This window comes from Inquilinus ginsengisoli, assembly GCF_031453975.1.
Taxonomy (GTDB): Bacteria; Pseudomonadota; Alphaproteobacteria; order DSM-16000; family Inquilinaceae; genus Inquilinus; species Inquilinus ginsengisoli_A.
Window position 1 is genome coordinate 65,735 of the sequence record NZ_JAVDPW010000012.1, and the last position, 22,978, is coordinate 88,712.

Annotated in this window: 22 protein-coding genes; 12 read left to right on the forward strand and 10 right to left on the reverse strand. The window is 71.3% G+C overall.

All coding sequences use genetic code 11. The annotated features are described in order from the left end of the window. Positions 1-23: 23 nt before the first annotated feature. Positions 24-1,589 (reverse strand): MFS transporter, encoded by a 1,566-nt coding sequence (locus tag E9232_RS29685; protein WP_309800388.1) that lies wholly within the window; start codon positions 1,587-1,589, stop codon positions 24-26. Positions 1,590-1,774: 185 nt separating this feature from the next. On the opposite strand from E9232_RS29685, the gene E9232_RS29690 reads away from it, so the two are divergent. The 5 genes from E9232_RS29690 (at position 1,775) to E9232_RS29710 (ending at position 7,460) form a co-directional block, all read left to right on the forward strand. Next, positions 1,775-2,887: an MBL fold metallo-hydrolase gene (locus E9232_RS29690; RefSeq protein WP_309800390.1), complete on the forward strand. Its 1,113-nt coding sequence runs from the start codon at positions 1,775-1,777 to the stop codon at positions 2,885-2,887. 3 nt (positions 2,888-2,890) lie between these two features. Beyond that, positions 2,891-3,472: a histidine phosphatase family protein gene (locus E9232_RS29695; protein ID WP_309800392.1), complete on the forward strand. Its 582-nt coding sequence runs from the start codon at positions 2,891-2,893 to the stop codon at positions 3,470-3,472. Positions 3,473-3,492: 20 nt separating this feature from the next. Further along, complete coding sequence (locus tag E9232_RS29700; RefSeq protein WP_309800394.1) at positions 3,493-4,485, forward strand: ABC transporter substrate-binding protein; 993 nt, start codon at positions 3,493-3,495, stop codon at positions 4,483-4,485. Between the two features lie 195 nt (positions 4,486-4,680). Beyond that, entirely contained in the window at positions 4,681-6,387 is a 1,707-nt protein-coding gene (locus E9232_RS29705) for an ABC transporter permease (protein ID WP_309800396.1), read from the forward strand. Continuing rightward, positions 6,375-7,460 (forward strand): ABC transporter ATP-binding protein, encoded by a 1,086-nt coding sequence (locus E9232_RS29710; RefSeq protein ID WP_309800398.1) that lies wholly within the window; start codon positions 6,375-6,377, stop codon positions 7,458-7,460. Before E9232_RS29705 ends, E9232_RS29710 begins: the two co-directional genes overlap by 13 nt. Positions 7,461-7,496: 36 nt before the next feature. Here the strand turns inward: E9232_RS29710 and E9232_RS29715 are convergent, their stop codons facing one another. After that, a complete protein-coding gene (locus tag E9232_RS29715; RefSeq protein WP_309800399.1) occupies positions 7,497-7,844 on the reverse strand; it encodes a BP74-related protein in 348 nt (115 codons plus the stop codon). A gap of 351 nt (positions 7,845-8,195) precedes the next feature. Between E9232_RS29715 and nhaA the strand changes: the two genes are divergently transcribed. Beyond that, a complete protein-coding gene (gene nhaA / locus E9232_RS29720) occupies positions 8,196-9,416 on the forward strand; it encodes a Na+/H+ antiporter NhaA (RefSeq protein WP_309800401.1) in 1,221 nt (406 codons plus the stop codon). On the opposite strand, the gene E9232_RS29725 is transcribed toward nhaA, so the two are convergent. From E9232_RS29725 to E9232_RS29745, 5 genes are all read right to left on the reverse strand, one after another. Further along, the gene (locus tag E9232_RS29725) at positions 9,382-10,293 is read right to left on the reverse strand and encodes a lipid kinase (RefSeq protein WP_309800405.1); all 912 of its coding nucleotides are present in this window, start codon (positions 10,291-10,293) and stop codon (positions 9,382-9,384) included. The two genes, nhaA and E9232_RS29725, sit on opposite strands and share 35 nt — an antisense overlap. After that, on the reverse strand, positions 10,290-10,709 hold the full coding sequence (gene cueR, locus E9232_RS29730; RefSeq protein ID WP_309800407.1) for a Cu(I)-responsive transcriptional regulator: 420 nt from the start codon (positions 10,707-10,709) through the stop codon (positions 10,290-10,292). The genes E9232_RS29725 and cueR overlap by 4 nt, the downstream gene beginning before the upstream one ends. A 76-nt stretch (positions 10,710-10,785) precedes the next feature. Beyond that, positions 10,786-12,957, reverse strand: coding sequence for a heavy metal translocating P-type ATPase (locus E9232_RS29735; protein WP_309800409.1), 2,172 nt, complete (start codon positions 12,955-12,957; stop codon positions 10,786-10,788). Positions 12,958-13,035: 78 nt separating this feature from the next. Then, positions 13,036-14,541, reverse strand: a complete 1,506-nt coding sequence (locus E9232_RS29740) for an amino acid permease (protein ID WP_445351995.1) — start codon at positions 14,539-14,541, stop codon at positions 13,036-13,038. Positions 14,542-14,686: 145 nt separating this feature from the next. Further along, positions 14,687-15,499, reverse strand: a complete 813-nt coding sequence (locus E9232_RS29745; RefSeq protein ID WP_309800411.1) for an SDR family NAD(P)-dependent oxidoreductase — start codon at positions 15,497-15,499, stop codon at positions 14,687-14,689. Between the two features lie 123 nt (positions 15,500-15,622). On the opposite strand from E9232_RS29745, the gene E9232_RS29750 reads away from it, so the two are divergent. Continuing rightward, positions 15,623-16,561 carry a GlxA family transcriptional regulator gene (locus E9232_RS29750; protein ID WP_309800414.1) on the forward strand — a complete coding sequence of 313 codons (939 nt, stop codon included), beginning with the start codon at positions 15,623-15,625 and terminating at the stop codon, positions 16,559-16,561. Here the strand turns inward: E9232_RS29750 and E9232_RS29755 are convergent. After that, positions 16,558-17,436 carry a LysR substrate-binding domain-containing protein gene (locus tag E9232_RS29755; protein ID WP_309800415.1) on the reverse strand — a complete coding sequence of 293 codons (879 nt, stop codon included), beginning with the start codon at positions 17,434-17,436 and terminating at the stop codon, positions 16,558-16,560. The genes E9232_RS29750 and E9232_RS29755 overlap by 4 nt on opposite strands. 109 nt (positions 17,437-17,545) lie before the next feature. Here E9232_RS29755 and E9232_RS29760 point away from each other — a divergent pair, with 109 nt between their 5' ends. Beyond that, complete coding sequence (locus tag E9232_RS29760; RefSeq protein WP_309800417.1) at positions 17,546-18,442, forward strand: PhzF family protein; 897 nt, start codon at positions 17,546-17,548, stop codon at positions 18,440-18,442. Between the two features lie 31 nt (positions 18,443-18,473). Then, the gene (locus tag E9232_RS29765; RefSeq protein ID WP_309800419.1) at positions 18,474-18,869 is read left to right on the forward strand and encodes a RidA family protein; all 396 of its coding nucleotides are present in this window, start codon (positions 18,474-18,476) and stop codon (positions 18,867-18,869) included. A 22-nt stretch (positions 18,870-18,891) separates the two neighbouring features. Here the strand turns inward: E9232_RS29765 and E9232_RS29770 are convergent, their stop codons facing one another. Beyond that, a complete protein-coding gene (locus tag E9232_RS29770; RefSeq protein ID WP_309800422.1) occupies positions 18,892-19,479 on the reverse strand; it encodes an ActR/PrrA/RegA family redox response regulator transcription factor in 588 nt (195 codons plus the stop codon). Then, the gene (locus E9232_RS29775; RefSeq protein WP_309800424.1) at positions 19,476-20,855 is read right to left on the reverse strand and encodes an ActS/PrrB/RegB family redox-sensitive histidine kinase; all 1,380 of its coding nucleotides are present in this window, start codon (positions 20,853-20,855) and stop codon (positions 19,476-19,478) included. Before E9232_RS29775 ends, E9232_RS29770 begins: the two co-directional genes overlap by 4 nt. Before the next feature lie 9 nt (positions 20,856-20,864). Here E9232_RS29775 and E9232_RS29780 point away from each other — a divergent pair, with 9 nt between their 5' ends. The 3 genes from E9232_RS29780 (at position 20,865) to E9232_RS29790 (ending at position 22,978) form a co-directional block, all read left to right on the forward strand. After that, positions 20,865-21,629, forward strand: a complete 765-nt coding sequence (locus E9232_RS29780; protein WP_309800426.1) for an ABC transporter ATP-binding protein — start codon at positions 20,865-20,867, stop codon at positions 21,627-21,629. Continuing rightward, entirely contained in the window at positions 21,626-22,453 is an 828-nt protein-coding gene (locus E9232_RS29785) for an ABC transporter permease (protein ID WP_309800428.1), read from the forward strand. The genes E9232_RS29780 and E9232_RS29785 overlap by 4 nt, the downstream gene beginning before the upstream one ends. Positions 22,454-22,585: 132 nt before the next feature. Continuing rightward, on the forward strand, positions 22,586-22,978 hold the full coding sequence (locus E9232_RS29790; protein WP_309800429.1) for a hypothetical protein: 393 nt from the start codon (positions 22,586-22,588) through the stop codon (positions 22,976-22,978).

Sequence of the window (22,978 nt, forward strand, 5' to 3'; positions counted from 1 at the left end):
CGTCCCGAATGGGGCAGGGCGGGCTACTTCTCCGCCGTGGAGCAGGCGGCCAACCCGGCCGCGCCAGCCTCGGCGTTGCGGGGGCCGAAGACCATGAAGCTGGCCACGGCCAGGACCCAGACGCCGATGCCGCCATACAGCATCACCAGGCCGAAGCCGTGGACCAGGGCCGCATGCAGCACGGTGCCGGACGGATCCAGGGCGGACAGCGCGGGGAAGTCCTGCGGCAGCGCCCCCAGATTGCCGGCGGCGGTGCGTTCCGCCAGGGTCCGCAGCTGCGCCGCGTCGAAGGCGCCGGGCAGGGCGCTTCTCAGCGAGGACAGCACCCCTTCCAGCAGGATGAAGCCCATCAGCGCGATGTTGATGGCCAGGGTGATCAGCCGGGCGCTCATGTCGATGCCCGAGGCCATGCCGGCGCGGGTGCTGGGCACCGAGCCGGTGGTGGTGTTGGTCACCGGCGTGTTGGTCAGGCCCAGGCCGGTGCCGGCCACCAGCGACCCCGGCAGCATGGTCAGCCAGCCGGCCTGGTCGGCGCCGCTGCCGATCCGCATCAGGATGAAGCCCAGCCCGATGGTGAACAGGCCGAAGGGGATGACCAGGCGCGGCTGGTAGCGCAGCGACAGCCGCTCCGCCAGCGGCGGGATCACCAGGGTGGGCAGGGTGTAGGCCAGCAGCGACAGCCCGGCGGTGACGACGTCGTAGCCCAGCGCGCTCTGGAAATAGATCGGCAGGTAGATCATGAACGGCCAGAAGCTGAAATTCATGCCCACCGACCCGATCAGTGCGCCCGAGAAGTTGCGGATGCCGAAGACCGAGAAGTCGAACATCGGATAGGGGTTCAGCCGCTCCGCGACGATGAAGGCGATGAAGCTGGCCGCGGCGGCGGCGATGATGCCGAGGGCGGCGGCGCTGCCGAAGCCGAGATCCGACCCCTGGGTGATGAAGTAGGTCAGGCCGAACACCGCCAGCGACAGGGTGACGATGCCCGGCAGGTCCAGCCGCTTGGCCTGCGGGTCTCGGGATTCCTCGACGCTGCCGAACACCAGGGCCACGGTCAGGGCGGTCAGCACGACATGGACCAGGAACACCCATTGCCAGTTCGACACGGCGACGATCATGCCGCCGATGATGGGGCCGAAGCCCAGGCCGGTGCCGAACACGATCCCCCAGGTGGCGAAGGCCCTGCCGCGTTCGCGGCCCGCCTGGAACTGGTGCGATAGGATGGCGATCTGGCAGATCAGCATCGCCCCACCGCCCATGCCCTGCAGGAAGCGGCTGACGATCAGGACCGGCGTGCTCTCCGCCACGCCGCAGATCAGCGAGGTGATGCCGAACACCGCCAGGCTGACCAGGAAGATGCGCTTGCGGCCATAGCGGTCGGCCAGCGTGCCGGCGGCCATCAGCACCGTGGTGCAGGCGATGGTGTAGGCGTTCATGATCCACTGCATGTCCTTGAAATCCGCATGCAGCACATGTTCGAGGGTCGGCAGGATCACCGGCACGCTGGAGATTTCAAGGCCGAACATCAGCGCCGCCAGGCAGATGGCGGCCAGCGCGACGGTGTTTCTGCCGGAGCGGGAAATGGTCATCGGTCGCTCTTTCCAGGGTGAGCCGCGGGGAAGGCCTGCCCTCCAACGTCGTGCTCTCCCGGCCGGGATTGAACCCGGGCGATCCTTGTTTCAGAGATATCGATCCGGCATCGCTGCCCGGCCGGCGAAGGGGTGGCGTCCCGCGGCGATCCCGGCTACGCAGGTCCGACGATCCGGAGGATCAGATGGCGGCGAGCGTGCGGGCGATCTCAGGCGTCGGGGGCAAGGGCCCCGCCTGCTTCCTGGTGGAGGCGGACGGGCTGCGCCTGCTGCTCGATTGCGGCGCCGGGCCGGACGAGGGCATGCGGCCCGACCTGTCCGGGCTCGGCCGCATCGACGCCATCCTGCTCAGCCACGCCCATCCCGATCATGTCGACGCCCTGCCCGAGGCGGTGGAGCGGTTCGGCCCGCTGCCGGTCCATGCCACCCCGCCGGTGCTGGAAGCGCTGCCGCGGGACCTGGCGGTCGACCGCCGGCCGCTCGCCCTCGGCCGCAACACCCTGCCGGGCGGCCTCGTCGTCACCTGCGGCCGGTCCGGCCATGCCCCGGGCGGGGTGTGGCTGCATCTCGCGATCGGCGCCGGGCTGTTCTATGCCGGCGACATGGGCTTCGATTCCGTGGTCTTCGCGGTCGACCGCAGCCCGCCCTCCGCCCGCCTCGCCATCCTCGACGCCTCCTATGGCGACGACGACACACGGCATGAGGACCGGCTGGCCGCCTTCGCCCCGGTCTTCGCCGCCAAGCGGTCGCTGCTGCTGGCCCCGGCCGGCGGGCGCGGGCCGGAGATCGCGCTGGCCGCGGCGATGGCGCATGAGCAGCGGCCGGCGGTGTGCGACGCCAACCGCGACATGATCGACCGGCTGATCGCCGACCCGGCCTGGCTGCGCCCCGGCGCCGCCTCGATGCTGGAATCCCTGCGCCGCCGGATCGACCCGATCGAGAGCTTCGAGCCGCCGCCGCAGCGGCCGATCATCGCCGCCAAGCCGAACGCCACCGGGGGCGCCGCGAAGCCGTTGCTGGAGGGCTGGGGCGCCGCCGACGGCCCGGTGGTCGCCACCGGCTACATCGCCGCCGGCACCCCGGCGCGGCGGGCGGTGGAGGAGGGACGGGCGATCGCGCTGCGCTGGCCGGTGCATCCGCGCCTGTCGCAGAACGCCGAGCTGTCGCGGGCAGTCGGCGCGGAGATCGTGATCCCGGCCTTCGGCGACGCCCGCCACCGCGACGTCTGGGCCAAGGCCTTCGCCCCGGCCCGCATCGCCCCCGCCGATCTCGCGAATCCCGACACGGTGGAAATCTGACCGATGCCGCCCTTCCTGTTCCTCCGCCACGGCCAGAGCGCCGCCAACCATGAGCGGGTGATCGCCGGCGCCCTGGACAGCCCGCTGACCGATCTCGGCGAGGCCCAGGCGCGCGACGCCGCCGCCCTGCTGGCCGGCGCCGGCATCCGCCGCATCGTCGCCAGCCCGCTGCGGCGGGCGCTGCGGACCGCCGAGATCGTGGCCCAGGCGCTGGGCCTGCCGGTCACCACTGATGCCGGCCTGGTCGAGCGCCGCTGGGGCGCCTGGGAGGGCCGGCTGGTGGCCGACCGCCCGGACTATTTCATGGTCCCCGAGGGCGGCGAAAGCTGGGAGGGGTTCCGCGACCGGGCCTGGGTGGCGCTGGAGCCGCTGCTGGCGGCAGGGCCGTCGCCATTGCTGGTGGTGGCGCATGCCGGCATCATGCGGGTGCTGCGCGACCGGCTGGGCCTGGCGTTCGAGGCCAAGGGCGTCGGCAACGGGCTGCCGGTGCGTTTCGTCCCGCCGGACGGCCCGGGCGGGCCCTGGACGGCCGATCCGGTCACGAAACTGCAACCGGAACCTGCTAGCACCCAACCCATTGTCTAAAATACTTGGGATCGACGCACATGCTCCGCCGCCTTCTCCTCGCCGCTGCCGCGTCCGCCGCCCTGACCGTCACCCTCTCGACCGCGGCGTTGGCCGCGCCGGGGTCGCTGATGATCTACACCTCGACCCCGAACGAGGCGATGACGGCGCTGGTCGCCGAATTCAACAAGGCGCATCCGGAGGTGAAGGTCGAATTCTTCCGCTCCGGCACCACCGAGGTGCTGAACAAGCTGCAGGCCGAATTCGCCGCCGGCGCGCCGCAGCCGGACGTGGTGTTCATCGCCGATGCGGTGGCGATGCAGCAGTTGAAGGATGACAACCGGCTGCTGGCCTACACCGACGCGCCGCTGGCCGGCTTCCCCGACGGCTTCGCCGATCCCGACAAGATGTTCTTCGGCACCAAGCTGATCCCGACCGGGATCGCCTGGAACACCAAGTCGGGTGTGCCGGCGCCAACCTCCTGGAAGGACCTGCTGGGCGCGTCCGCCAAGGACCAGGTGATCATGGCCAGCCCGCTCTATTCCGGCGCCGCGGTGATCCATGTCGGCACCGTGGCGGCGCAGTCCGGCCTGGGCTGGGACTATCTCGACAAGCTGGCGGCCAACGGTGCCGTGGCCGGCCAGGGCAACGGCACGGTGATGGACGCGGTCGCCACCGGCCAGAAGTCGTATGGCATCATCGTCGACTTCATGGCGCTGAACGCCAAGGCCAAGGGCTCGCCCGTCGATTTCGTCTACCCGGCCGACGGCGTGTCGGTGGTGACCGAGCCGGTGGCGATCCTGAAGACGGCGGACGAGGTGGCCGACGCCAAGACCTTCGTCAACTGGCTGCTGTCGGATGACGGCCAGGCCTACATGGCCAAGCAGGGCTACATCCCCGGCAAACCGGGCGTCGCCCTGCCGCCGGGCCGTCCGGCGGCGTCGGCGCTGAAGCTGATGCCGGTCTCGAACGAGGTGCTGTCCAAAGGCGTGGACGAGAACAAGCGCAAGTTCTCCGACGCCTTCGGGGGGTGAGGGCGGCCTGACTGGCTCTTTCAGTTGTCATGCCACGGTTTGACCGTGGCATCCAGGGGCGGCCAGAGCGGCTCTTGGTGGCCCCTGGATTGCCCGGTCAAGCCGGGCAATGACAGCAAAGAGGCGTAGGCGTCGTCGCCCTGACGGGTTAAACGCGGAGGTTCCGAGATCGTCGATCGTAGTTCCAGCGCGCCCGTGACCGATTCCCTGGCAGCCACCTCCATAGAGTTCCGCCCCCGCCGCTGGGGCGACCCCGCCCTGGCGGCCGCGGCCGGGGCCTATGTCCTGCTGTTCTGCGCCCTGCCGCTGTTGCGCCTGTTTGCCGAGGGGCTGGCGCAGCCGGAGGCGGCGCTGACCATGCTCGGCGGCCGGGCGACGCTGCGGGCGCTGCAGAACACGCTGGTCGCCAGCCTCGGTTCCACCATCGTCTCGGTGCTGGTCGGCGGCGGCTTGGCGCTGGCGATCGGGCTGACCGATGTGCGCCGCCGCGGGCCGATGGCGCTGTTGTGCCTGCTGCCGATGCTGATCCCGCCGCAGATCGCGGCCCTGGCCTGGATCCGGCTGCTCGACGCCGGCACGCCGGCCCGCGCAATGCTCGACGCCGTCACCGGCCCGTGGCCGAACCATCCGCTCTATTCCGGCGGCGGCGTGATCTGGATCATGGGGCTGGAGCATGCGGCGCTGGTCTTCCTCGCCGTCACCGCCGCCATTCGAAGCCTGCCCTGCGACCTGGTCGAGGCCGCGCGCGCCGCCGGCGCCCGGGGACCCCGCATCCTGACCGGCATCCTGCTGCCGCTGCTGCGCCCGGCCTTCCTGGCCGGCGCCGCCCTGGCCTTCGTCTCGGCGATCGGCAATTTCGGCGTGCCCGCTTTGCTCGGCATCCCCGGCCGCTACAGCGTGCTGACCACCCTGATCTACCAGCGGCTCAGCGGCTTCGGCCCCTCGGTGCTGGGCGAGGTCGCGGCGCTGGCGCTGGTGCTGGCGATCCTGGCGGCGATCGGCCTCGGGCTGCAGCGCTGGGCGGCGCGGCGGGCACCGGTGCTGGTGCGCACCGGCCCGACCGGTCCGGTGCTGCCGCTCGGCCGCGCCCGGCCCTGGGTCGAGGCGGCGCTGTGGCTGATCCTCGCCGTGCTGGCGGTGGCGCCGCTGCTGGCCCTGCTGGCCTCGGCCCTGGTGCCGGCGCTGGGGGTGGATCTGACCTTCGCCACGGCCACCCTGGACCAGTTCGCCTATATCCTGTTCCAGCACGACGCGACCCAGCGCGCCTTCCTGAACAGCGCCATCCTGGCCGGGTCGGCGGCGCTGGCCACGGCGGCGGCCGGGCTGGTGCTGGCCTATTACGCCGAGGCGCGGCGCTGGCGGGCGATGCGCTGGCTCGACGCCGTCGCCGACCTGCCCTATGCGCTGCCCGGCGTCTTGACCGCGATCGCGGTGATCATGCTGCTGCTGCGGCCGCTGCCGTTGATCGGGGTCAGCCTGTACGGCACGCTGGGGATCATCCTGGTCGCCTATCTCGGGCGGTTCCTGGCCCTGGCGCTGCGCCCGATCGCGGCGGCGATCGCCCAGGCCGACCCGGCGCCGGAGGAAGCGGCGCGGATCGCCGGCGCCGGCGGGCCGCGCCGCCTGGCCGGCATCATGCTGCCGATGGTGGCGCCCGCGGTCGCCACCGCCGCCATCCTGGTGTTCCTGACCGCCTTCAACGAGCTGACGGTGTCGGCCCTGCTGTGGTCGCGCGGCAGCGAGACGGTCGGCGTCATCGTGTTCTCGCTGCAGGCCGAGGGGGCGTCGACCGCCGCCTCCGCCGTCGCGGTGCTGACCGTGATCGTCACGCTCGGCCTCGCCGGCCTCGCCAGCCTGTTCGCCCGCCGCCTGCCCAGGGGATCGCTGCCATGGCTGCCGTAGACATCACCGGAATCGGCAAGCGCTTCGGCGCGCGGATGGCGGTCGACGGCGTCGACCTCGCCGTGGCCGAAGGCGAGTTCCTGGCGCTGCTCGGCCCGTCCGGCTGCGGCAAGACCACCCTGCTGCGCCTGCTGGCCGGCTTCGACGCGCCGGACCGCGGCGTGATCCGCATCGGCGGCCGGACGGTGGCCGGGGCTGGGCCGGCGGTGCCGGCGGAGGAGCGCGGCATCGGCATGGTGTTCCAGTCCTACGCGCTGTGGCCGCACATGAATGTGCGGGAGAATGTCGACTATGCCCTGCGCATCCGCCGCCTGGCCGCGGCGGACCGCACCCACCGCACCGACCAGGCGCTGGCAGCGGTCGGCCTGTCCGACCGGGCCGAGGCGCGGCCCGACACCCTGTCTGGCGGCCAGCGCCAGCGCGTCGCTTTGGCCCGCTGCCTGGCGATGGCGCCGTCGCTGGTGCTGATGGACGAGCCGCTGGCCAATCTCGACGTGCATCTCAGGGATTCGCTGCAGGCCGAGTTCCGCCGGCTGCACCGCCAGCTCGGCGCCACCGTGGTCTACGTCACCCATGACCAGGCCGAGGCGATGGCGCTGGCCGACCGCATCGCGGTGATGGATCGCGGAAGGCTGCAGCAGGTGGCTGCGCCAAGGCAGCTCTATGCCGAGCCGGCGACGGCCATGGTGGCGGATTTCGTCGGCCGCGGCATGGTGGTGCCGGTCGAATGGCGCGGCGGCGCCGGGGCCGGCCTGTGCGCCGCCGAGTTGTGGGGCCATGCGGTGCGGCTGCGCAGCGGCCCGGGGGGGCGCACGCCGTCACAAACCGCCTGCCTGCGGGCCGAGGGCCTGGCGCTCGATCCGGCGGCGGGCATCCCGGCCCGGCTCGACCGCGCGGTGTTCGAAGGCGCGATCACCATCCTGCATTGCCGGCCGGATGCCGACCCCGACCGGGTGCTGCGCGTCGCCCATCGCGGCCCGCCGCCGGAGGAGGGGGCGCGGCTGCATCTCCGGGTCGAGGATGGCTGGCTGATGCCGGCGGTGTCAGGCGCCGGGGCGATGGCGGCGGAGTAGACCTCCGCCGCCAAGGTGAAAGTCGCCGAAGGCCGGTTACGGCGTGATCTCGCGCTCCAGCCGGGAGTCCCAGGGACACCAGTGGCAGCCCGGCAGGAAGGCGCCGCAGGCCTCGTCGATATGGTCTTCGACATAGACCATGTTCGCGTCGCAGACCTCGATCGCCTGGGAGAAGAAATCGATCGTGCTGGGATCGAGGTAGAAGCTGAATTTCGGATTGTACGGCGCCGTCCGTTTGACGATCCGCCCGTGAACGTGAATTTGTTCCGTTTCCTTGCCCGACAGGATATCACGGGCTTTCTGTATTTTTGTTTGGTCATCGAGCTGGATGATGAATTCATGCCCGGGGCTTGATGGTTGCACGAACACGAAGTAAGCAGGCATTTTTATCCTCCATTGTTATTTGATTTAAAAGGTAAATTTGACGATGAATCACACTCATAATGAAAGTAATTGTGTAATGATCGCGAGTCAATTGATGATTCTTGAATATAGAATGCAATTTTATGTAATATTTAATGATATTACCGAATGGTGGCGTCGCGATCCGCGAGCTCTTGGTGCGCAGATAGCGGCTTCGGCCGTTTCTTTCCGCTCCGACCGTCATTCCCGCGAAAGCGGGCCGGCGATGCGATCGCCTGCTTGCCTTGCATCCGCAACCCGATTCCGGTTGAGCCCGGCGGTCCGATCGCCCACCCTGGCGGCCTCGACACGCCGCTGCCCGGATAGGAGCCGATGCCGGACCCCGTGAAGACCTGGCTGGTGCACAAGCCGATCTCGGCGATCCGCTCCTTCCTCGAGATCGAGGCGGCGGGCGGCATCGTGCTGATGGTGGTGGCGGCCCTGGCCGTGGCCGCCGCCAACTCGCCGCTCGCCGGCGCCTACCAGCAGCTGCTGGACCTGCCGATCGGCCTGCACTTCGGCAGCCTCGGCCTCGAGAAGACCCTGCTGCACTGGGTCAATGACGGGCTGATGGCGGTGTTCTTCCTGCTGGTCGGGCTGGAGATCAAGCGCGAGATCGTGCAGGGCGAGCTCTCGTCGCGCGAGACGCTGATGCTGCCCGGCATCGCCGCGCTGGGCGGCGTCATCCTCCCGGCCATCATCTACGCCATCATCAACATCGGCGACCCCACGGCGCTGCGCGGCTGGGCGATCCCGGCCGCCACCGACATCGCCTTCGCGCTGGGCGTGCTGTCGCTGCTCGGCAGCCGGGTGCCGGTGTCGCTCAAGGTCTTCCTCACCGCGCTCGCGATCATCGACGACGTCGCCGCGGTGGTGATCATCGCCCTGTTCTACACCGGCGAGATCTCGCTGCCCTACCTGGCCTGGGCGGCCGGCGGCGTGGCCGTGCTGTGCGTCTTCAACTGGCTGCGGGTGCAGGCGGTGTGGGCCTATCTCGTGGTCGGCGCCGTGGTCTGGCTGTTCGTGCTGAAATCCGGCCTGCACGCCACCCTGGCCGGGGTGGTGCTGGCCTTCCTGGTGCCGCTCGACCGCACCGCGGAGGATGAGGACGAGCCGCCGCTGCTGCGGCTGGAGCACAGCCTGCACGACGTCGTCGCCTTCCTGGTGGTGCCGATCTTCGGCTTCGCCAATGCCGGCGTCTCCTTCGCCGGGGCCACCCTGGGCAGCCTGCTGGAGCCGGTGCCGCTGGGCATCGCCGCCGGGCTGGTGGTGGGCAAGTCGCTCGGCGTCGGGGTCACCGCCTGGGCGGCGATCCGGCTGGGCTTCGCCGCGGTGCCGGCGGGGGCGACCACCGCCCATCTCGCCGGCGTCTCGGTGCTGGCCGGCATCGGTTTCACCATGAGTTTGTTCATCGGCGCCCTGGCCTTCGACGACCCGGGGCTGCAGACCGCGACCAAGCTGGGCGTGCTGGCGGGGTCGCTGATCGCGGCGGCGCTGGGCAGCGCCCTGCTGCTCGCGGTCAGCCCGCCGCGGCCGGTTTCGACCCGGGCGTGACCGCGGCGCTGGCCGGCGGGGCGTAGACCCGGATCACCTTCGGCAGCACCCGGAACCGCGCCGGGGTCTGGGTGGTGACCTCGCCGTCGGTGTTGACGTCGCGCGGCCGGCGGGTGCGGACCAGCACCTCGCGGCAGCGGAAGGCCTGGACCTCGTCCCATTTGCCGTGCCGTCCGGCGCGGAACGAGGGGTACATCGCCGCCAGCCACATCCAGTGGTCGACCTCGATCGAATAGACGTCGAGCATGCCGTCATCGGGCGCGGCATCCTCGGAAATGGTCATGCCGCCGCCGTAGTAGCGGCCATTGCCGACCGCGATCTGGATGGTCTTGCCGCGGATGACGCGGCCGTCGACCTCGATCTCGGCGGTGAACCGCTCCAGCCGCCGCGCCAGCCGCAGCGCCGCCAGGGCATAGCCGAAGCGGCCCCAGCGCTTCTTGGTGCCGCCGTCCAGCGACTTGGCCAGGTCCACGCTCATGCCCAGGCTGGCGACGTTGAAGAACGGGCGGCCATTGACCTCGCCCAGGTCGATGCTGCGCAGCCAGCCATCGACGATGACCTGCGCCGCCGCCACCGGGTCGGCCGGCAGGTTCAGGGTCCGGGCCAGGTCGTTGGCGGTTCCCAGCGGCAGCACGCCCAGCGGCAGCCCGGTCTCCATCAGCGCCGCCGCGGCGTGGTTCAGGGTGCCGTCGCCGCCACCGACGATGACGCAGTCGACCGCCGCGGCGTGGCGCCGGATCAGGGTGTCGACATCCTCGTGGATCGGCCGCACCGGCTCGATCCCGCCATCGGTCAGGGTCTTGATCACCGCGTCGAGGCCGGTCCCGGCCCGGCTGGCCTTGGGATTGACCAGGAACAGCGCGCGGCGTGCGATCATCGCATCGCGGCGATGGCCGCGTGCGCCAAGGGGGTGCCGGCCAGCTCGTCAATGATCGGACAGGATGGGTCACGGTCGCCGGGGCATTGATGGACCAGCTTGCCCAGGCTCTCGCGCAGGGCCTCCAGCTCGCGGATCTTGTCGTCGATCTCGACGATGCGGGTCGATGCCAGGTGCTTGACCTCGGACGAGCAGCGCGTGGGGTCCTCGTACAGCGTCAGCAGCGACCGGCACTGTTCGATGGTGAAGCCGAACTCACGCGACCGGCGCAGGAAGCGCAGCACCTCCAGCGCGTGGGCGCCGTAGTCACGGTAGTTGTTGTCGCGCCGGTCCGGGTGGACCAGCCCGATCTCCTCGTAATAGCGGATGGTCTTGGCCGGCAGGCCCGAGCGCCGCGCCGCTTCGCCGATGTTCATGGCCCTCGTCTCCCTCGCCGGTGCAGTGGACCAAATCCGATGCCCGGTGCGCAAGCTCCGATACGGTCCAGGCCCATCACGCCCGCGGCCGCCAGCGCCGCAGCAGCAGCGCGTTGGCGACGACGCTGATGCTGCTCAGCGCCATCGCGGCGCCGGCCAGCGCCGGGTTCAGCAGGCCCAGCGCCGCCAGCGGCAGCCCGACCACGTTGTAGGCGAAGGCCCAGAACAGGTTCTGCCGCACCTTGTTCCAGGTCGCCCGGCTGATCGCCAGGGCGTCGGCCACCAGGCGCGGGTCCGGGCGCATCAGCGTGATCGCCGCCGCCGCCATCGCCACATCGGTGCCGCCGCCCATGGCGATGCCCAGATCGGCCTCGGCCAGGGCCGGGGCGTCGTTGATGCCGTCGCCGACCATCGCCACCCGGGCGCCGCCGCGGTGCAGCCGGGCGATGGTGGCGACCTTGTCCTCCGGCCGCACCGGCGCCTCGACCTCGGTGATGCCGATCCGGGCGGCGACGCTGTCGGCCACGGCGCGGGCGTCGCCGCTCAGCATCCGGGTAGCGATGCCCAGGTCGGTCAGCCGTGCCACCGCCTCGGCCGCGCCGGCACGCACCGGGTCGGCGACGGCGATGGCGCCGCGCACCTCGCCGGCGATCGCCACCAGCATGACGGTGCGGCCGGCGGCCTCGCGCTCGGCCAGCGCCTGCGCCAGGGCCTCGGGCAGGGCGGCGCCGCTCTCCTGCATCAGCGCGGCATTGCCGATGATGACGCTCCGGCCGCCGACGGTGCCGGACACGCCGCGGCCGGGCCGGGCGGTGATGCCGGTCGCGGCCGGGATGGTGACGCCCTGCCGCATGGCCTCGGCCTCCACGGCGCGGGCCAGCGGGTGCTCGCTGCCGGCCTGCACCGCGGCGGCCAGGGCCAGCAACGACTCCTCGTCACCGGCAGGGGCGACGATGTCGGTCACCGCGGGCCGGCCCTCGGTCAGGGTGCCGGTCTTGTCGAACACCACGGTGTCGATGCGCGGCGCCCGCTCGATGGTCTCGATGTCGCGGATCAGGATGCCGGCGCGGGCGGCGGCGCCGGTGCCGGTGACGATAGCGGCCGGCGTGGCCAGGCCCATGGCGCAGGGGCAGGCGATCACCAGCACCGCGACCGCGGCGCCCAGCGCCTGGTCGATGCTGCCGCCCGCCAGCAGCCAGCCGGCGAAGGTGGCGACGGCGAGGACCAGCACGATCGGCACGAACACGGCGCTGACCCGGTCGACCAGCTTCTGGATCGGCGCCTTGCCCGACTGTGCCGCCTCGACCAGCCGGACGATGCGGGCGATGGTCGAATCCTCGCCCACCGCCGTCGCCGCCAGGGTCAGGGCGCCGGTGCCGTTCAGCGCGCCGGCGGCGACCGTGTCGCCGGGGCGCTTGGCCACCGGCAGGCTTTCGCCGGTCACCAGGGATTCGTCGGCCTCGCTGTCTCCGGCCTCGACCGTGGCGTCGACCGGGAAGCGCTCGCCGGGGCGGACCAGGATGCGGTCGCCGGGGCGCAGCTCATCGACCGGCCGCTCGACCGGGCCGTCCGCGGTCAGCACCCGCGCGGTCTCGGGGCGCAGCGCCATCAGCGCGCGCAGGGCGGCGCTGGCGCCGCGCTTGGCCCGCGCCTCCAGCCGCTTGCCCAGCAGCACCAGGGTGATCACCACCGCCGAGGCTTCGAAGTACAGTTGGCCCATCGCCATGTCGCCATGCAGCGCCACCTGCACCGCGCTGAAGCCCCAGGCGGCGCTGGTGCCCAGCGCGACCAGCACGTCCATGCCGGGGCTGCGGTGGCGCAGCGAGGCCCAGGCGCCGCGGTAGAAGCGGGCGCCGGCCCAGAACTGCACCGGGGTCGCCAGCGCCAGCTCGGTCCACGGCGTCAGGTGCCAGGCCAGGCCCAGCGCCATCGCCGCCATGTTCAGGACCAGGGGCAGGGTCAGCAGCACCGCCGCGGCCAGGGTCGCGGTCTCGATCCAGGGCCGGCCCTCGGCCTCCTCGGCGGTGACCATGGGGCGCACGTCGTAACCGGCGTCGCGCACCGCCTCGGCCAGCGCCATGCGGTCCGGCCCGTCCGGGGCCAGGGCGATGTCGGCCCGCTCCAGCGCCAGGTTGACGCTGGCCTTCAGCACGCCGGGCGTGCGGGACAGGGCGCGTTCGACACGGCCGGCGCAGGCCGCGCAAGTCATGCCGGTGATGTCCAGTCGGACGGAGGCTGTGGTGCTCATGGAGGGGAGATGGGGATTCCAGCAACTGGAAGGTCAAGCCCCCATCAGGTCCCTGCCATGCGGCAGGGGCAGCCTCGGCTACGGCAGCTCTTCGCCATCCTCCAGCACCCGCTGGGTCAGGACGACGGACGGGATGGTCGGTGTCATCGCCCTGACCTTGTCGCGGGCCAGCCGCCAGCCGACGGCCAGCACGATGGCGATCACCGGCAGCGACGAGATGGTCAGCGTCCCCACGGGATAGTCGAAGGCCATCAGCACCAGCACGCCGAACAGGAAGGCCAGGGTGACCCAGGTGCTGGCCGGGGCGGCCGGCATGCGGAACGTCGCCCGCTGGGCCTCGCCCCGCGCCACCGCCCGGCGCAGCATCAGCTGGCACACCAGGATGAAGGCCCAGGTGCTGACAATGCCGAGCGAGGCGATGTTCAGCACGATCTCGAACACCTGCGACGGCACCAGGTAGTTCAGCACCACGCCGATGCAGTAGATCGCGACCGTCACCAGGATGCCGCCATAGGGCACCTTGTGGGCGTTCATCTTGCCGACGAATTCGGGGGCCGACCCGCCCATCGCCATCGACCGCAGCACCCGACCGGTGGAGTAGAGGCCGGAGTTCAGGCTGGACAGCGCGGCGGTCAGCACCACGATGTTCATGATGGTGCCGATGCCCGGCACGCCCAGCGCGGTGAAGAAGGTGACGAAGGGGCTCTCGCCGGCCTTGTAGGCGGTCCAGGGCAGCAGCAGCACCAAGAGGGCGACCGAGCCGACATAGAACAGCGCGATGCGCCAGATCACGCTGTTGATCGCCCGCGGCAGGATCTTGCGCGCGTCCTCGGTCTCGCCCGCGGCAGTGCCGATCAGCTCGATCCCGGCATAGGCGAAGACCACGCCCTGGACGATGATGACGGCGGGCAGCAGCCCGTGCGGGAAGATGCCGCCATTGGCGGACACCAGCTGCAGCCCGGTGGCATGGCCGGCGACCTCGGTGCCGCTGCCCAGGATGACGACGCCGATGATCAGGAACAGCGCCAGCGCCGCGACCTTGACCAGCGAGAACCAGAACTCCATCTCGCCGAACCACTTCACCCCGACCAGGTTCATCACCGTGATCAGGCCGATGGCGACCAGCGCGAACAGCCATTGCGGCACGTCGGAGAACATCGACCAGTACTGCATGTACAGGGCCGCGGCGGTGGTATCGACGATGCCGGTCATCGCCCAGTTCAGGAAGAACATCCAGCCGGCGACGAAGGCGGCGCGCTCGCCCAGGAACTCGCGGGTGTAGGACACGAAGCTGCCGGAGGTCGGGCGGTGCATCACCAGCTCGCCCAGCGCCCGCAGAATCAGGAAGGAAAAGAAACCGCAGACCAGGTAGACCAGGGCCAGGGCCGGCCCCGCGATCTGCAGCCGCCCGCCGGCGCCGAGGAACAACCCGGTGCCGATGGCGCCGCCGATGGCGATCATCTGCACCTGCCGGGACTTCAGTCCCTTGTGGTAGCCCTCCTCATGGGATTCGAGCCAGGCCTGCTTGGTGGTCGAGGCCGCGGAATTGACGGCATAGGCCGCCGGGACGGTTGTTTCGGTCACCTTGTCTTCCGCTCCGCTTCTTGCTTGTTCCAGGGTTTGGCCGGGAAGTCTGGAACGCTAGGCCGCCACGGAAGGTATCGTCAACGCATCGCTTAGGATTGTCTGGCAGTCCGAAGACGATAGTCTTCGGACTGCCATGGGGCGCCTACGCCGGACCGCCGCCGACCCGGTAGCGGGCGGCCGGGGCCTGGCGCGACAGGTTCGGCTTCAGCGCCAGGCGGGCGGTGTCGTAGGCCTGCCAGTCGGCCAGCTCCGGCAGGGCCGGGATGGTGACCAGCTCGCCCTGGTCCAGCCCGGCCAGCGCCGCGTCGACCATGGCCTCGGCCGGCATCACGATCTCGCCCGGCAGATGCTCCAGCGGCACCCCGGCGATGCCCCAGAACTCGGTGGCCGTGGCGCCGGGCAGCACCGACTGGACCCGTACCTTCTTGTCGGCCAGCTCGTGGTGCAGCGACTGGCTGAAGGCCAGGACGAAGGCCTTGGTGCCGGAATAGACGCCGTTCAGGATCTCCGGCGAGACCGCGGCGATCGAGGAGATGTTGATGATCGTGCCGCCGCCGCGGGCGACCAGGCCGGGGGCCAGGGCATGGACCAGCCGGGTTGGCGCGGTGACGTTGATGGCGATCATCTCCACCATCCGGCCGATGTCCGACGCCAGCAGCGGCGCGGTCGCGCCGAAGCCGGCATTGTTGACCAGCGTGGTGATGCTGGCGTCCTCGCGCAGCAGCGCCTCGACCCGCGCCAGGCCGGCCTCGTCGCCGAGATCGGCGGCGACGGTGCGGACCGTCCGGCCGGTCTGTTCCCGCAGGCGCTGCGCCAGGGCGTCCAGGCGATCCTGGTTGCGCGCGACCAGGATCAGGTCGTGGCCGCGGCGCGCCAGCCGGTCGGCATAGATCGCGCCGATGCCCGATGATGCGCCGGTGATCAGCGCCGTGCCCTTGTCCGCGATGGTGGTCATGATGTCGGTTCCCTCTCGGTGCCCGCCGCAGCAGGCGAATGCGATGGCCTAGAGGTGTGGCTGATGGCGCCCGACCGGAATGTCATATATACAACGTTTTGGGACATGCCTCCGGAGAGCGTCATGCACAGCGTCGGCTTCGTCGTCTTCCCCGACTTCCAGGTGATGAGCTTCAGCGCCATCACGGTGTTCGAGATGGCGAACCTGTCGTCCGAGGCGCCGGTCTACAGCATCCGCCTGCTGTCGGAGAATGGCGGCCCGGTGCGCGCCTCGGCCGGCTTCAGCGTCGACACCGAGGCCTTCGGCACGGCCGAATTCGACACCGTCATGATCGGCGCCGGCACCATTGTCGAGCCGTCGACGCCGCGGCTGCTGGACTTCGTGCAGCGGGCGCTGGGGACGTCGCGGCGGCTGGCGGCGCCCTGCACCGGCGCCTTCGTGCTGGCCGAGGCCGGCATCCTCGACGGCCGCCGCGCCACCACCCACTGGGCCTTCGCCCGCGACCTCCAGGCCCGCTTCCCCAAGGTGAAGGTCGAGGAGGACCGCATCTTCATCAGCGACGGGTCGGTGTGGACCTCGGCGGGCATGACCGCCGGCGTCGACCTGGCCCTCGCCCTGGTGGAGCGGGATCTGGGGCCGGAGATGGCGCGGTCGATCGCCCGCAAGCTGGTGGTCTACCACCGCCGCGCCGGCGGCCAGTCGCAGTTCTCGGCGCTTTTGGAGCTGGAACCGAAATCGGACCGGGTGCAGCGCGCCCTCGACCATGCCCGGCGCAACCTGCGCAGCGTCCTGTCGGTGAAGGATCTGGCCCAGGCGGCCCATCTCAGCCCGCGCCAGTTCAGCCGCGCCTTCCGGGCGGAGACCGGGCAGTCCCCGGCCAAGGCGATCGAGAACCTGCGGGTCGAGGCCGCGCGGGTGATGATGGAGCAGGGTCGCCATTCGATGGATGTGATCGCGGCCGAGACCGGCTTCGCCGACCGCGAACGGATGCGCCGCGCCTTCCTGCGCGCCTTCGGCCAGCCGCCCCAGGCGGTGCGCCGCGCCGCGCGGGTGGCGGCCTAGGGCCGGGAGGCCTCGACCGAACCCGCGATCCAGCGGCGGAACCGCACCACCTGGGGGCGGCGCCAGCGCGTCGGGGTCGACACCAGCCAGAAGCCCAGCCCGGCGTCGATGGTGCCGGGGAAGGGGCGGACCAGGCGGCCGGCCTGCAGCGCGTCCTCCACCACCAGCGGCCAGCCCAGCCACAGCCCGTGCCCGGCCAAGGCGGCCTCGACCGCCAGCGAGGCGTCGGGGAAGCGCCGGCGGGGATGGTCGGCCAGCGCCGCCGGGCCGCCGGCCGCGAACCAGTCGTCCCAGCCGAACAGGCTCTGCTCATCCTCGATCAGCGGCACCCTGGCCGTGTGGAAGGGGTCGAGCAGGTCGGCGGCGATCGCCGGGGCGCAGACCGGCACCAGCGGCTGCGGCGCCACCGGCTCGGCCCGCAGGCCGGGCCAGCGGCCGCGGCCGAAGCGGATGCCGAGGTCGACATCCTCGCGGTCGAACTCGACCAGCCGGCTGGTGGTGACCAGCCGGACCTCCAGATCCGGATGCTGCGCCGCCAGCCCGACCAGCCGCGGCACCAGCCATTTGGCGGCGAAGGCCAGGCCGCAGGTGACGGTCACGGTGCTGCGGTCCTGCGCCGTGGTCTCCGCCACCGCGGCGGCGATGCGCTGGAAGGCGTCGCCCAGCGCCGGCAGCAGCCGCCGGCCGGCGGCGGTGGGCACCAGGCCGCGCTCGCCGCGGTCGAACAGGGCGACGCCCAGCTGCGCCTCCAGCCCGCGCAGCCGGTGGCTGATCGCGCTCGGCGTCACGCCCAGCGCCTCGGCGGCGCGGGACAGCGAGCCGAGGCGCCCCACGGCCTCGGCCGCCTGCAGCGCGTTGAGCGAGGGCTGGGTCATGGGTGTGAGATTATCTCAATAGCAGTTGAGGAGATCTCCCTAGGGCGATCGGCTGATCCAGGGGATCATGGCTTCGACACCTGAAGCAACCTCAATTCCCCGGGCCACCATGACCGCCTCGCGCCGCACCGTGCCGTTCCATCTGGTCGACGTCTTCGCCGACGAACCGCTGTCCGGCAACCCGCTCGCCTTGGTGCCGGACGCCGATGCGCTGGACGAGGCGGCGATGCGCCGGATCGCCCGCGAGTTCAACCAGTCCGAGACCACCTTCCTGCTGGCGCCGACGGCATCCGACGCGGATTGGCGGCTGCGCTCCTTCACCCCGACGGGCGACGAGGTGGTCGGCGCCGGCCACAATTCGCTCGGCGCGTGGTGGTGGCTGGCGGAATCGGGTCGGCTCGGCCCGCTCGGCGACGGGCTGGCGCTGCACCAGCAGCTCGGCGGTCGGGTGCTGCCGGTCGCGGTGCGGGCGGAAGGCGGGGTGCTCGCCACCATCGGCCTGACCCAGGCGGCGCCCCAGGCGCTGGCGGAGCATCCCGACCTTGCGGCGCTGGCGGCGGCGCTCGGCCTCGGCGACGGCGACCAGCTGCTGGGGGCGCGGGTGGTCTCGACCGGGGCGTCGCATCTGCTGGTGCAGGCCTGCGACCGCGCCGCCGTCGCCGCCGCCCGGCCCGACGCCGCCCGGTTGCTGGCCGCCCTCCGCCTGGTCGTGGCCCAGGGCTGCTACCTCTACAGCCTCGACCCGATCGACCCGGCGGCCGCGGCCCAGGCCCGCTTCTTCAACCCGACCGTCGGCATCACCGAGGACCCCGCGACCGGCAGCGCCGCCGGCCCCCTGGCCTGGCACCTCGCCCAGCGCGGCCTGGCGCCGGCGGTCGGCGAGGTCACCATCGAACAGGGCCACGCGCTCGGCCGTCCCAGCCGGATCACGGTCCGGCTGGGACCCGAGGGCGTGCAAGTGCACGGACGCTGCGTCACCGTCGTCGACGGCACGCTGCGGCTCTGAGACTCCATCACCAGCGAAAAGGATCGAGACCATGATCGGAGAGCGCATCTTCACCGGATCGCCCTATGAGGATAAGGCAGCCTATGCCCGCGCCGTGGTGGTCGACGGCTGGGTCCTGGTGTCCGGCACCACCGGCTTCGACGCGGCGGCCTTCACCTTCCCGGAGGATGTCGAAACCCAGTGCGAGAACTGCTTCCGCAACATCGCCTGGGCGCTCGGCCAGGCCGGGGCGGGGCTGGAGGACCTGGTGCGGGTGGTGATCTACGTCGCCAGCCAGGCGGAGTTCGAGCGCATCCTGCCGATCATCCGCCGCAACTGCGAGGCCGCCCGGCCGGCCAACACCACGATCTTCGCCCAGATGGTGCAGCCGCACATGCGGGTCGAGATCGAGGCGACGGCCCGGCTGCCGAAGCCGGCAGCAGGCTGAGCCCGCAGCCGGCCCCGGGCGGTCAGGCCCTCGGGGCGTGCTTGTTCAGGATGCGCTGCAGGGTGCGGCGGTGCATCTTCAGCCGGCGCGCCGTCTCCGACACGTTGCGGTCGCACTGCTCGAACACGCGCTGGATGTGCTCCCACCGCACGCGGTCGGCCGACATCGGGTTTTCCGGCGGCGGCGGCAGGCTCTCGCCCGGGTTCAGCAACGCCGCCTCGATCTGGTCGGCATCGGTGGGCTTGGCCAGGTAGTCGACCGCGCCGGCCTTCACCGCGGCCACCGCCGTGGCGATGTTGCCGTAGCCGGTCAGCATGATCACCCGGCTCTCCGGCCGCGCCTCATGCAGCACCGGCACGATGTCCAGGCCGTTGCCGTCGCCCAGCCGCAGGTCCAGCACCGCGAAGGCGGGGGCGACGCGGCGGGCCAGGTCGATGCCGGTGGCCAGGCCGTCGGCGGTCACCACCTCGAAGCCGCGCTTCTCCATGGCGCGGGCCAGGCGGGTGCGGAAGGCGATGTCGTCGTCGACGATCAGCAGGCTCCTCGCCGCGTCGCGCGCCGGCAGGGGCGCCGGCTGCTCGGCGGTGAGGGTCGCGGGGGTGGTGGTCATGACCAAGTCCTCTCTTTCCTCTCAAATTTATGCCTCGGCCACGCAACTGCAATAACCGCGCCGCCTTGCGGGCCATTCGAGAAGGACAGGTGTGCCCCGCTGTGTTCGAGCAGCGTGGCGGCGATGAAGATGCCCAGGCCCATGTGGTCGCTGTCCTCGCCGCGGCCGGAAACATAGGGTTCGCCGAGGCGGCCGAGCAGGGCGGGCGGGAAGCCGGGCCCGTCGTCGACGATCTTCAGCACCACCGTCTTCGGCCCGTATTCGGCCGAGATCTCGACCCGGCTGCGGGCGAATTGCAGGGCGTTCTGGATCAGGTTGCCCAGGCCGTGGATCAGCTCCGGCGTCCGCCGCAGCACCAGCGTCTGGCCCGGCGGGCCGTCGCCGGCGGTGATCGCCAGGCGGCGGTTCTCGGCGTGCAGGTAGGTCTCGGCCGCGGCCCCGGCCAGCGCCGGCAGGCTCATCAGCCGGAACGGGTCGCCGTCATCCGGCTCCGGCCGCCGCGCCAGCTCGGTCAGGATGTCCCGGCAGCGGCCGACCTCCTGCTCCAGCAGCGCCAGGTCCTCGGCCATCGGGCTGTCCGCCGGCGCGTCGCGCCGCATTTCCCGCGCGATCAGGGTGATGGTGCCCAGCGGCGTGCCCAGCTGGTGCGCCGCCGCGGCGGCGAGGCCGCCGAGCAGGGAGATCCGCTGCTCGCGCTCCAGCGCCATCTGGGTGGCGCCCAGCGCGTCCGACACCTGGCGGGCATCGGCGGCGACCTGCCAGACGTAATGGGCGATGAAGGTGATGGCGATCGCCATCGCGATCCAGATGGCGAGGTGGTAGGGCGACGCGTTCGGCGCCATGCCGCCGGGCATCGGATAGTGCCAGAAGGCCAAGAGGCTGATGCCGCCCAGCGCCAGGCCGGTCAGCGTCGCGGTGCTGCGGTAGCTCAGCAGCGTGGCCGAGACCGTCAGCGGCGCCAGCATCAGCACCACGAAGGGGTTCATCAGCCCGCCGGTGAGGAACAAGAGCGCCACCAGCTGGGCCAGGTCGTAGCCGAGATACAGCGCGGCATCGCGCTCCATCAGCCGCAGCCGCCACTTGCCCTGGATGAAGGCGGCGGTGTTCAGCGCGACCGAGATCGCGACGATCGCCAGCGCCGGCCACAGCGGCAGGGTGTAGCCCAGGCCGTAATGCACCAGCAGCAGGCTGGCGGCCTGCCCGGCCACCGCGACCCAGCGGATCTTGATCAGGGTGATCTGGCTGATCCGCGCCTGCATCCGCCGCCCGGGCAGGGCGTCCGGCGCCTCCGGCAGCGGGCGGGTCACCGCCCCCTGGCCGTGATCCGCCGCCAGGCCCATCGGGGCCCCCTGGTCATTTTGCGGATGGCCGTCCATGCTCGCTCCATGCTCTCCGACGCCGCCATCATAGCCGACCGCCTGACCAAGCGCTTCAGTCCCGGTGCCGCGCCCGCGGTCGACGGGATTTCCTTCGCCGTGCCGCGCGGCGCCACCGTCGCCCTGCTGGGCGGCAACGGCGCCGGCAAGACCACCACGATCTCGATGCTGCTCGGCCTGCTGCTGCCCAGCGGCGGCAGCATCACCGTGCTGGGCCACGACATGGCACGGGACCGCTATTCCGTCCTGCCCCGGATGAACTTCTCCAGCCCCTATGTCGATCTGCCGCATCGGCTGACGGTGAAGGAGAACCTGGCGGTCTACGCCCGGCTGTACGGCGTGCGCGACCGCCGCGGCCGGATCGCGGAGCTGGCGGAGATGCTGGACCTGACCGGATTCATTGACCGGCCGTCCGGTAAATTGTCGGCCGGGCAGAAGACCCGGGTGGCGTTGGCCAAGGCGCTGGTCAACGCGCCCGAACTTCTGCTGCTGGACGAACCCACCGCGTCGCTCGACCCCGACACCGGCGACTGGGTGCGCGGCATGCTGGAGCGCTACCGGGCGGAGCGGGGGGCGACCATCCTGCTGGCCAGCCACAACATGGGCGAGGTCGAGCGCCTGTGCGACACGGTGCTGATGATGAAGGAGGGCAGGATCGTCGACCACGGGTCGCCCGACGAGCTGATCGCCCGCTACGGCCGCAGCGACCTGGAGGAGGTGTTCCTGGACATCGCCCGCAGCGGCCGCGCACCGCTGGAGGCGGCGGCGCAATGAGCCTGACCGCTGCGTCCGCTCCTCAGCGCGGCTCGGCCGCGGGCCGCATCCTCGCGGTGATGCTGCGCCATCTCTACGTCCTGCGCGGCTCGGTGCCGCGGCTGATCGAGCTGGCCTATTGGCCGACGGTGCAGATGGTGGTGTGGGGGCTGATCACCGAAAGCCTGGCGCCGACCATGAACTGGCAGGCCCAGGCGGCCGGGGTGCTGCTCTCGGCGGTGCTGCTGTGGGACCTGCTGTTCCGGGCCCAGCTCGGCATGTCGATCTCGTTCCTGGAGGAGATGTGGAGCCGCAACCTCGGCCATCTCTTCGTCAGCCCGCTCAGGCCCTGGGAATGGGCGGTGTCGCTGATGGCGATGAGCCTGGTCCGCACCCTGGCCGGGGTGGTGCCGGCGGCGCTGCTGGCGATCCTCCTGTACCATTGGAACATCTTCAGCCTCGGCCTGCCGCTGCTGGCCTTCTTCGTCAACCTGATCGTCACCGGCTGGGCCATCGCCCTGGTGGTGCTGGCCCTGATCCTGCGCTACGGCATGGGGGCGGAAGGGCTGGCCTGGGCCATCGTCTTCGCCATCTCGCCGATCAGCGCGATCTACTATCCGGTGGCGGTGCTGCCCGGCTGGCTGCAATGGGTGGCGCTGGCGACGCCGCCGGCCCATGTCTTCGAAGGCATGCGCGGCCTGCTGCACGGCCAGGGCTTCGACGCCGGCCATTTCCTCGCCGCGGCCGGGCTGAACCTGCTGTGGCTCGCCATCGGCTGCGCCGCCTTCACCTACGGCTTCCACCGCGCCCGCGACCGCGGCTCGCTGCTGCAGCAGGGGGAGTAGGGACGTTCCCTTGCTGCTGTAACCAGATTCCCTGGCCCGGACATCGCGCCGTAACCCGAAGACCCGATCGTCATCGATGCAAGACAGCCGCAAAGGCGGTCTTTCCGGCGAAGGAATGGTGGTCGATCTGCCATGGGCACTGACATCGAAGCGGCCGATCTCACCACCTTCGAGATCGCGCCCGACGGCTCCCGCATCCGCATCCGCGTCGTCGACATCGAGGGGCGGCCCGCCAGCCTCAGCCTGCCGGCGGATTGCGTGCCGAAGCTGGTCATGACCCTGCCCCGCATGGCCGGCCAGGCCCTTCGGGCGCGGCATCGGGATGACTCCCTGCGGATCGTCTACCCTGCCGATGGGCTGCGGCTGGAGCAGGGCGATGTGGCGGGGATCCTGATCCTCACCCTGACGACGCCCGATGGCTTCGAAGTGTCCTTCGGCGTCCGGGCCGGGGATCTCGCCCAGGTGCAGCAGGCGGCCGGGCCGCCGGATCCGGCGGCGGAGCGGCCACGCCTGCTGAAGCACTGA

Excerpts from the sequence above, each read along its gene's own strand:
- E9232_RS29685 (WP_309800388.1), bottom strand. The coding sequence starts at position 1,589 with ATGACCATTTCCCGCTCCGGCAGAAACACCGTCGCGCTGGCCGCCATC.
- E9232_RS29690 (WP_309800390.1), top strand. The coding sequence starts at position 1,775 with ATGGCGGCGAGCGTGCGGGCGATCTCAGGCGTCGGGGGCAAGGGCCCC.
- E9232_RS29695 (WP_309800392.1), top strand. The coding sequence starts at position 2,891 with ATGCCGCCCTTCCTGTTCCTCCGCCACGGCCAGAGCGCCGCCAACCAT.
- E9232_RS29700 (WP_309800394.1), top strand. The coding sequence starts at position 3,493 with ATGCTCCGCCGCCTTCTCCTCGCCGCTGCCGCGTCCGCCGCCCTGACC.
- E9232_RS29710 (WP_309800398.1), top strand. The coding sequence starts at position 6,375 with ATGGCTGCCGTAGACATCACCGGAATCGGCAAGCGCTTCGGCGCGCGG.
- E9232_RS29715 (WP_309800399.1), bottom strand. The coding sequence starts at position 7,844 with ATGCCTGCTTACTTCGTGTTCGTGCAACCATCAAGCCCCGGGCATGAA.
- nhaA (WP_309800401.1), top strand. The coding sequence starts at position 8,196 with ATGCCGGACCCCGTGAAGACCTGGCTGGTGCACAAGCCGATCTCGGCG.
- E9232_RS29725 (WP_309800405.1), bottom strand. The coding sequence starts at position 10,293 with ATGATCGCACGCCGCGCGCTGTTCCTGGTCAATCCCAAGGCCAGCCGG.
- cueR (WP_309800407.1), bottom strand. The coding sequence starts at position 10,709 with ATGAACATCGGCGAAGCGGCGCGGCGCTCGGGCCTGCCGGCCAAGACC.
- E9232_RS29735 (WP_309800409.1), bottom strand. The coding sequence starts at position 12,957 with ATGAGCACCACAGCCTCCGTCCGACTGGACATCACCGGCATGACTTGC.
- E9232_RS29745 (WP_309800411.1), bottom strand. The coding sequence starts at position 15,499 with ATGACCACCATCGCGGACAAGGGCACGGCGCTGATCACCGGCGCATCA.
- E9232_RS29750 (WP_309800414.1), top strand. The coding sequence starts at position 15,623 with ATGCACAGCGTCGGCTTCGTCGTCTTCCCCGACTTCCAGGTGATGAGC.
- E9232_RS29755 (WP_309800415.1), bottom strand. The coding sequence starts at position 17,436 with ATGACCCAGCCCTCGCTCAACGCGCTGCAGGCGGCCGAGGCCGTGGGG.
- E9232_RS29760 (WP_309800417.1), top strand. The coding sequence starts at position 17,546 with ATGACCGCCTCGCGCCGCACCGTGCCGTTCCATCTGGTCGACGTCTTC.
- E9232_RS29765 (WP_309800419.1), top strand. The coding sequence starts at position 18,474 with ATGATCGGAGAGCGCATCTTCACCGGATCGCCCTATGAGGATAAGGCA.
- E9232_RS29770 (WP_309800422.1), bottom strand. The coding sequence starts at position 19,479 with ATGACCACCACCCCCGCGACCCTCACCGCCGAGCAGCCGGCGCCCCTG.
- E9232_RS29775 (WP_309800424.1), bottom strand. The coding sequence starts at position 20,855 with ATGGACGGCCATCCGCAAAATGACCAGGGGGCCCCGATGGGCCTGGCG.
- E9232_RS29780 (WP_309800426.1), top strand. The coding sequence starts at position 20,865 with ATGCTCTCCGACGCCGCCATCATAGCCGACCGCCTGACCAAGCGCTTC.
- E9232_RS29785 (WP_309800428.1), top strand. The coding sequence starts at position 21,626 with ATGAGCCTGACCGCTGCGTCCGCTCCTCAGCGCGGCTCGGCCGCGGGC.
- E9232_RS29790 (WP_309800429.1), top strand. The coding sequence starts at position 22,586 with ATGGGCACTGACATCGAAGCGGCCGATCTCACCACCTTCGAGATCGCG.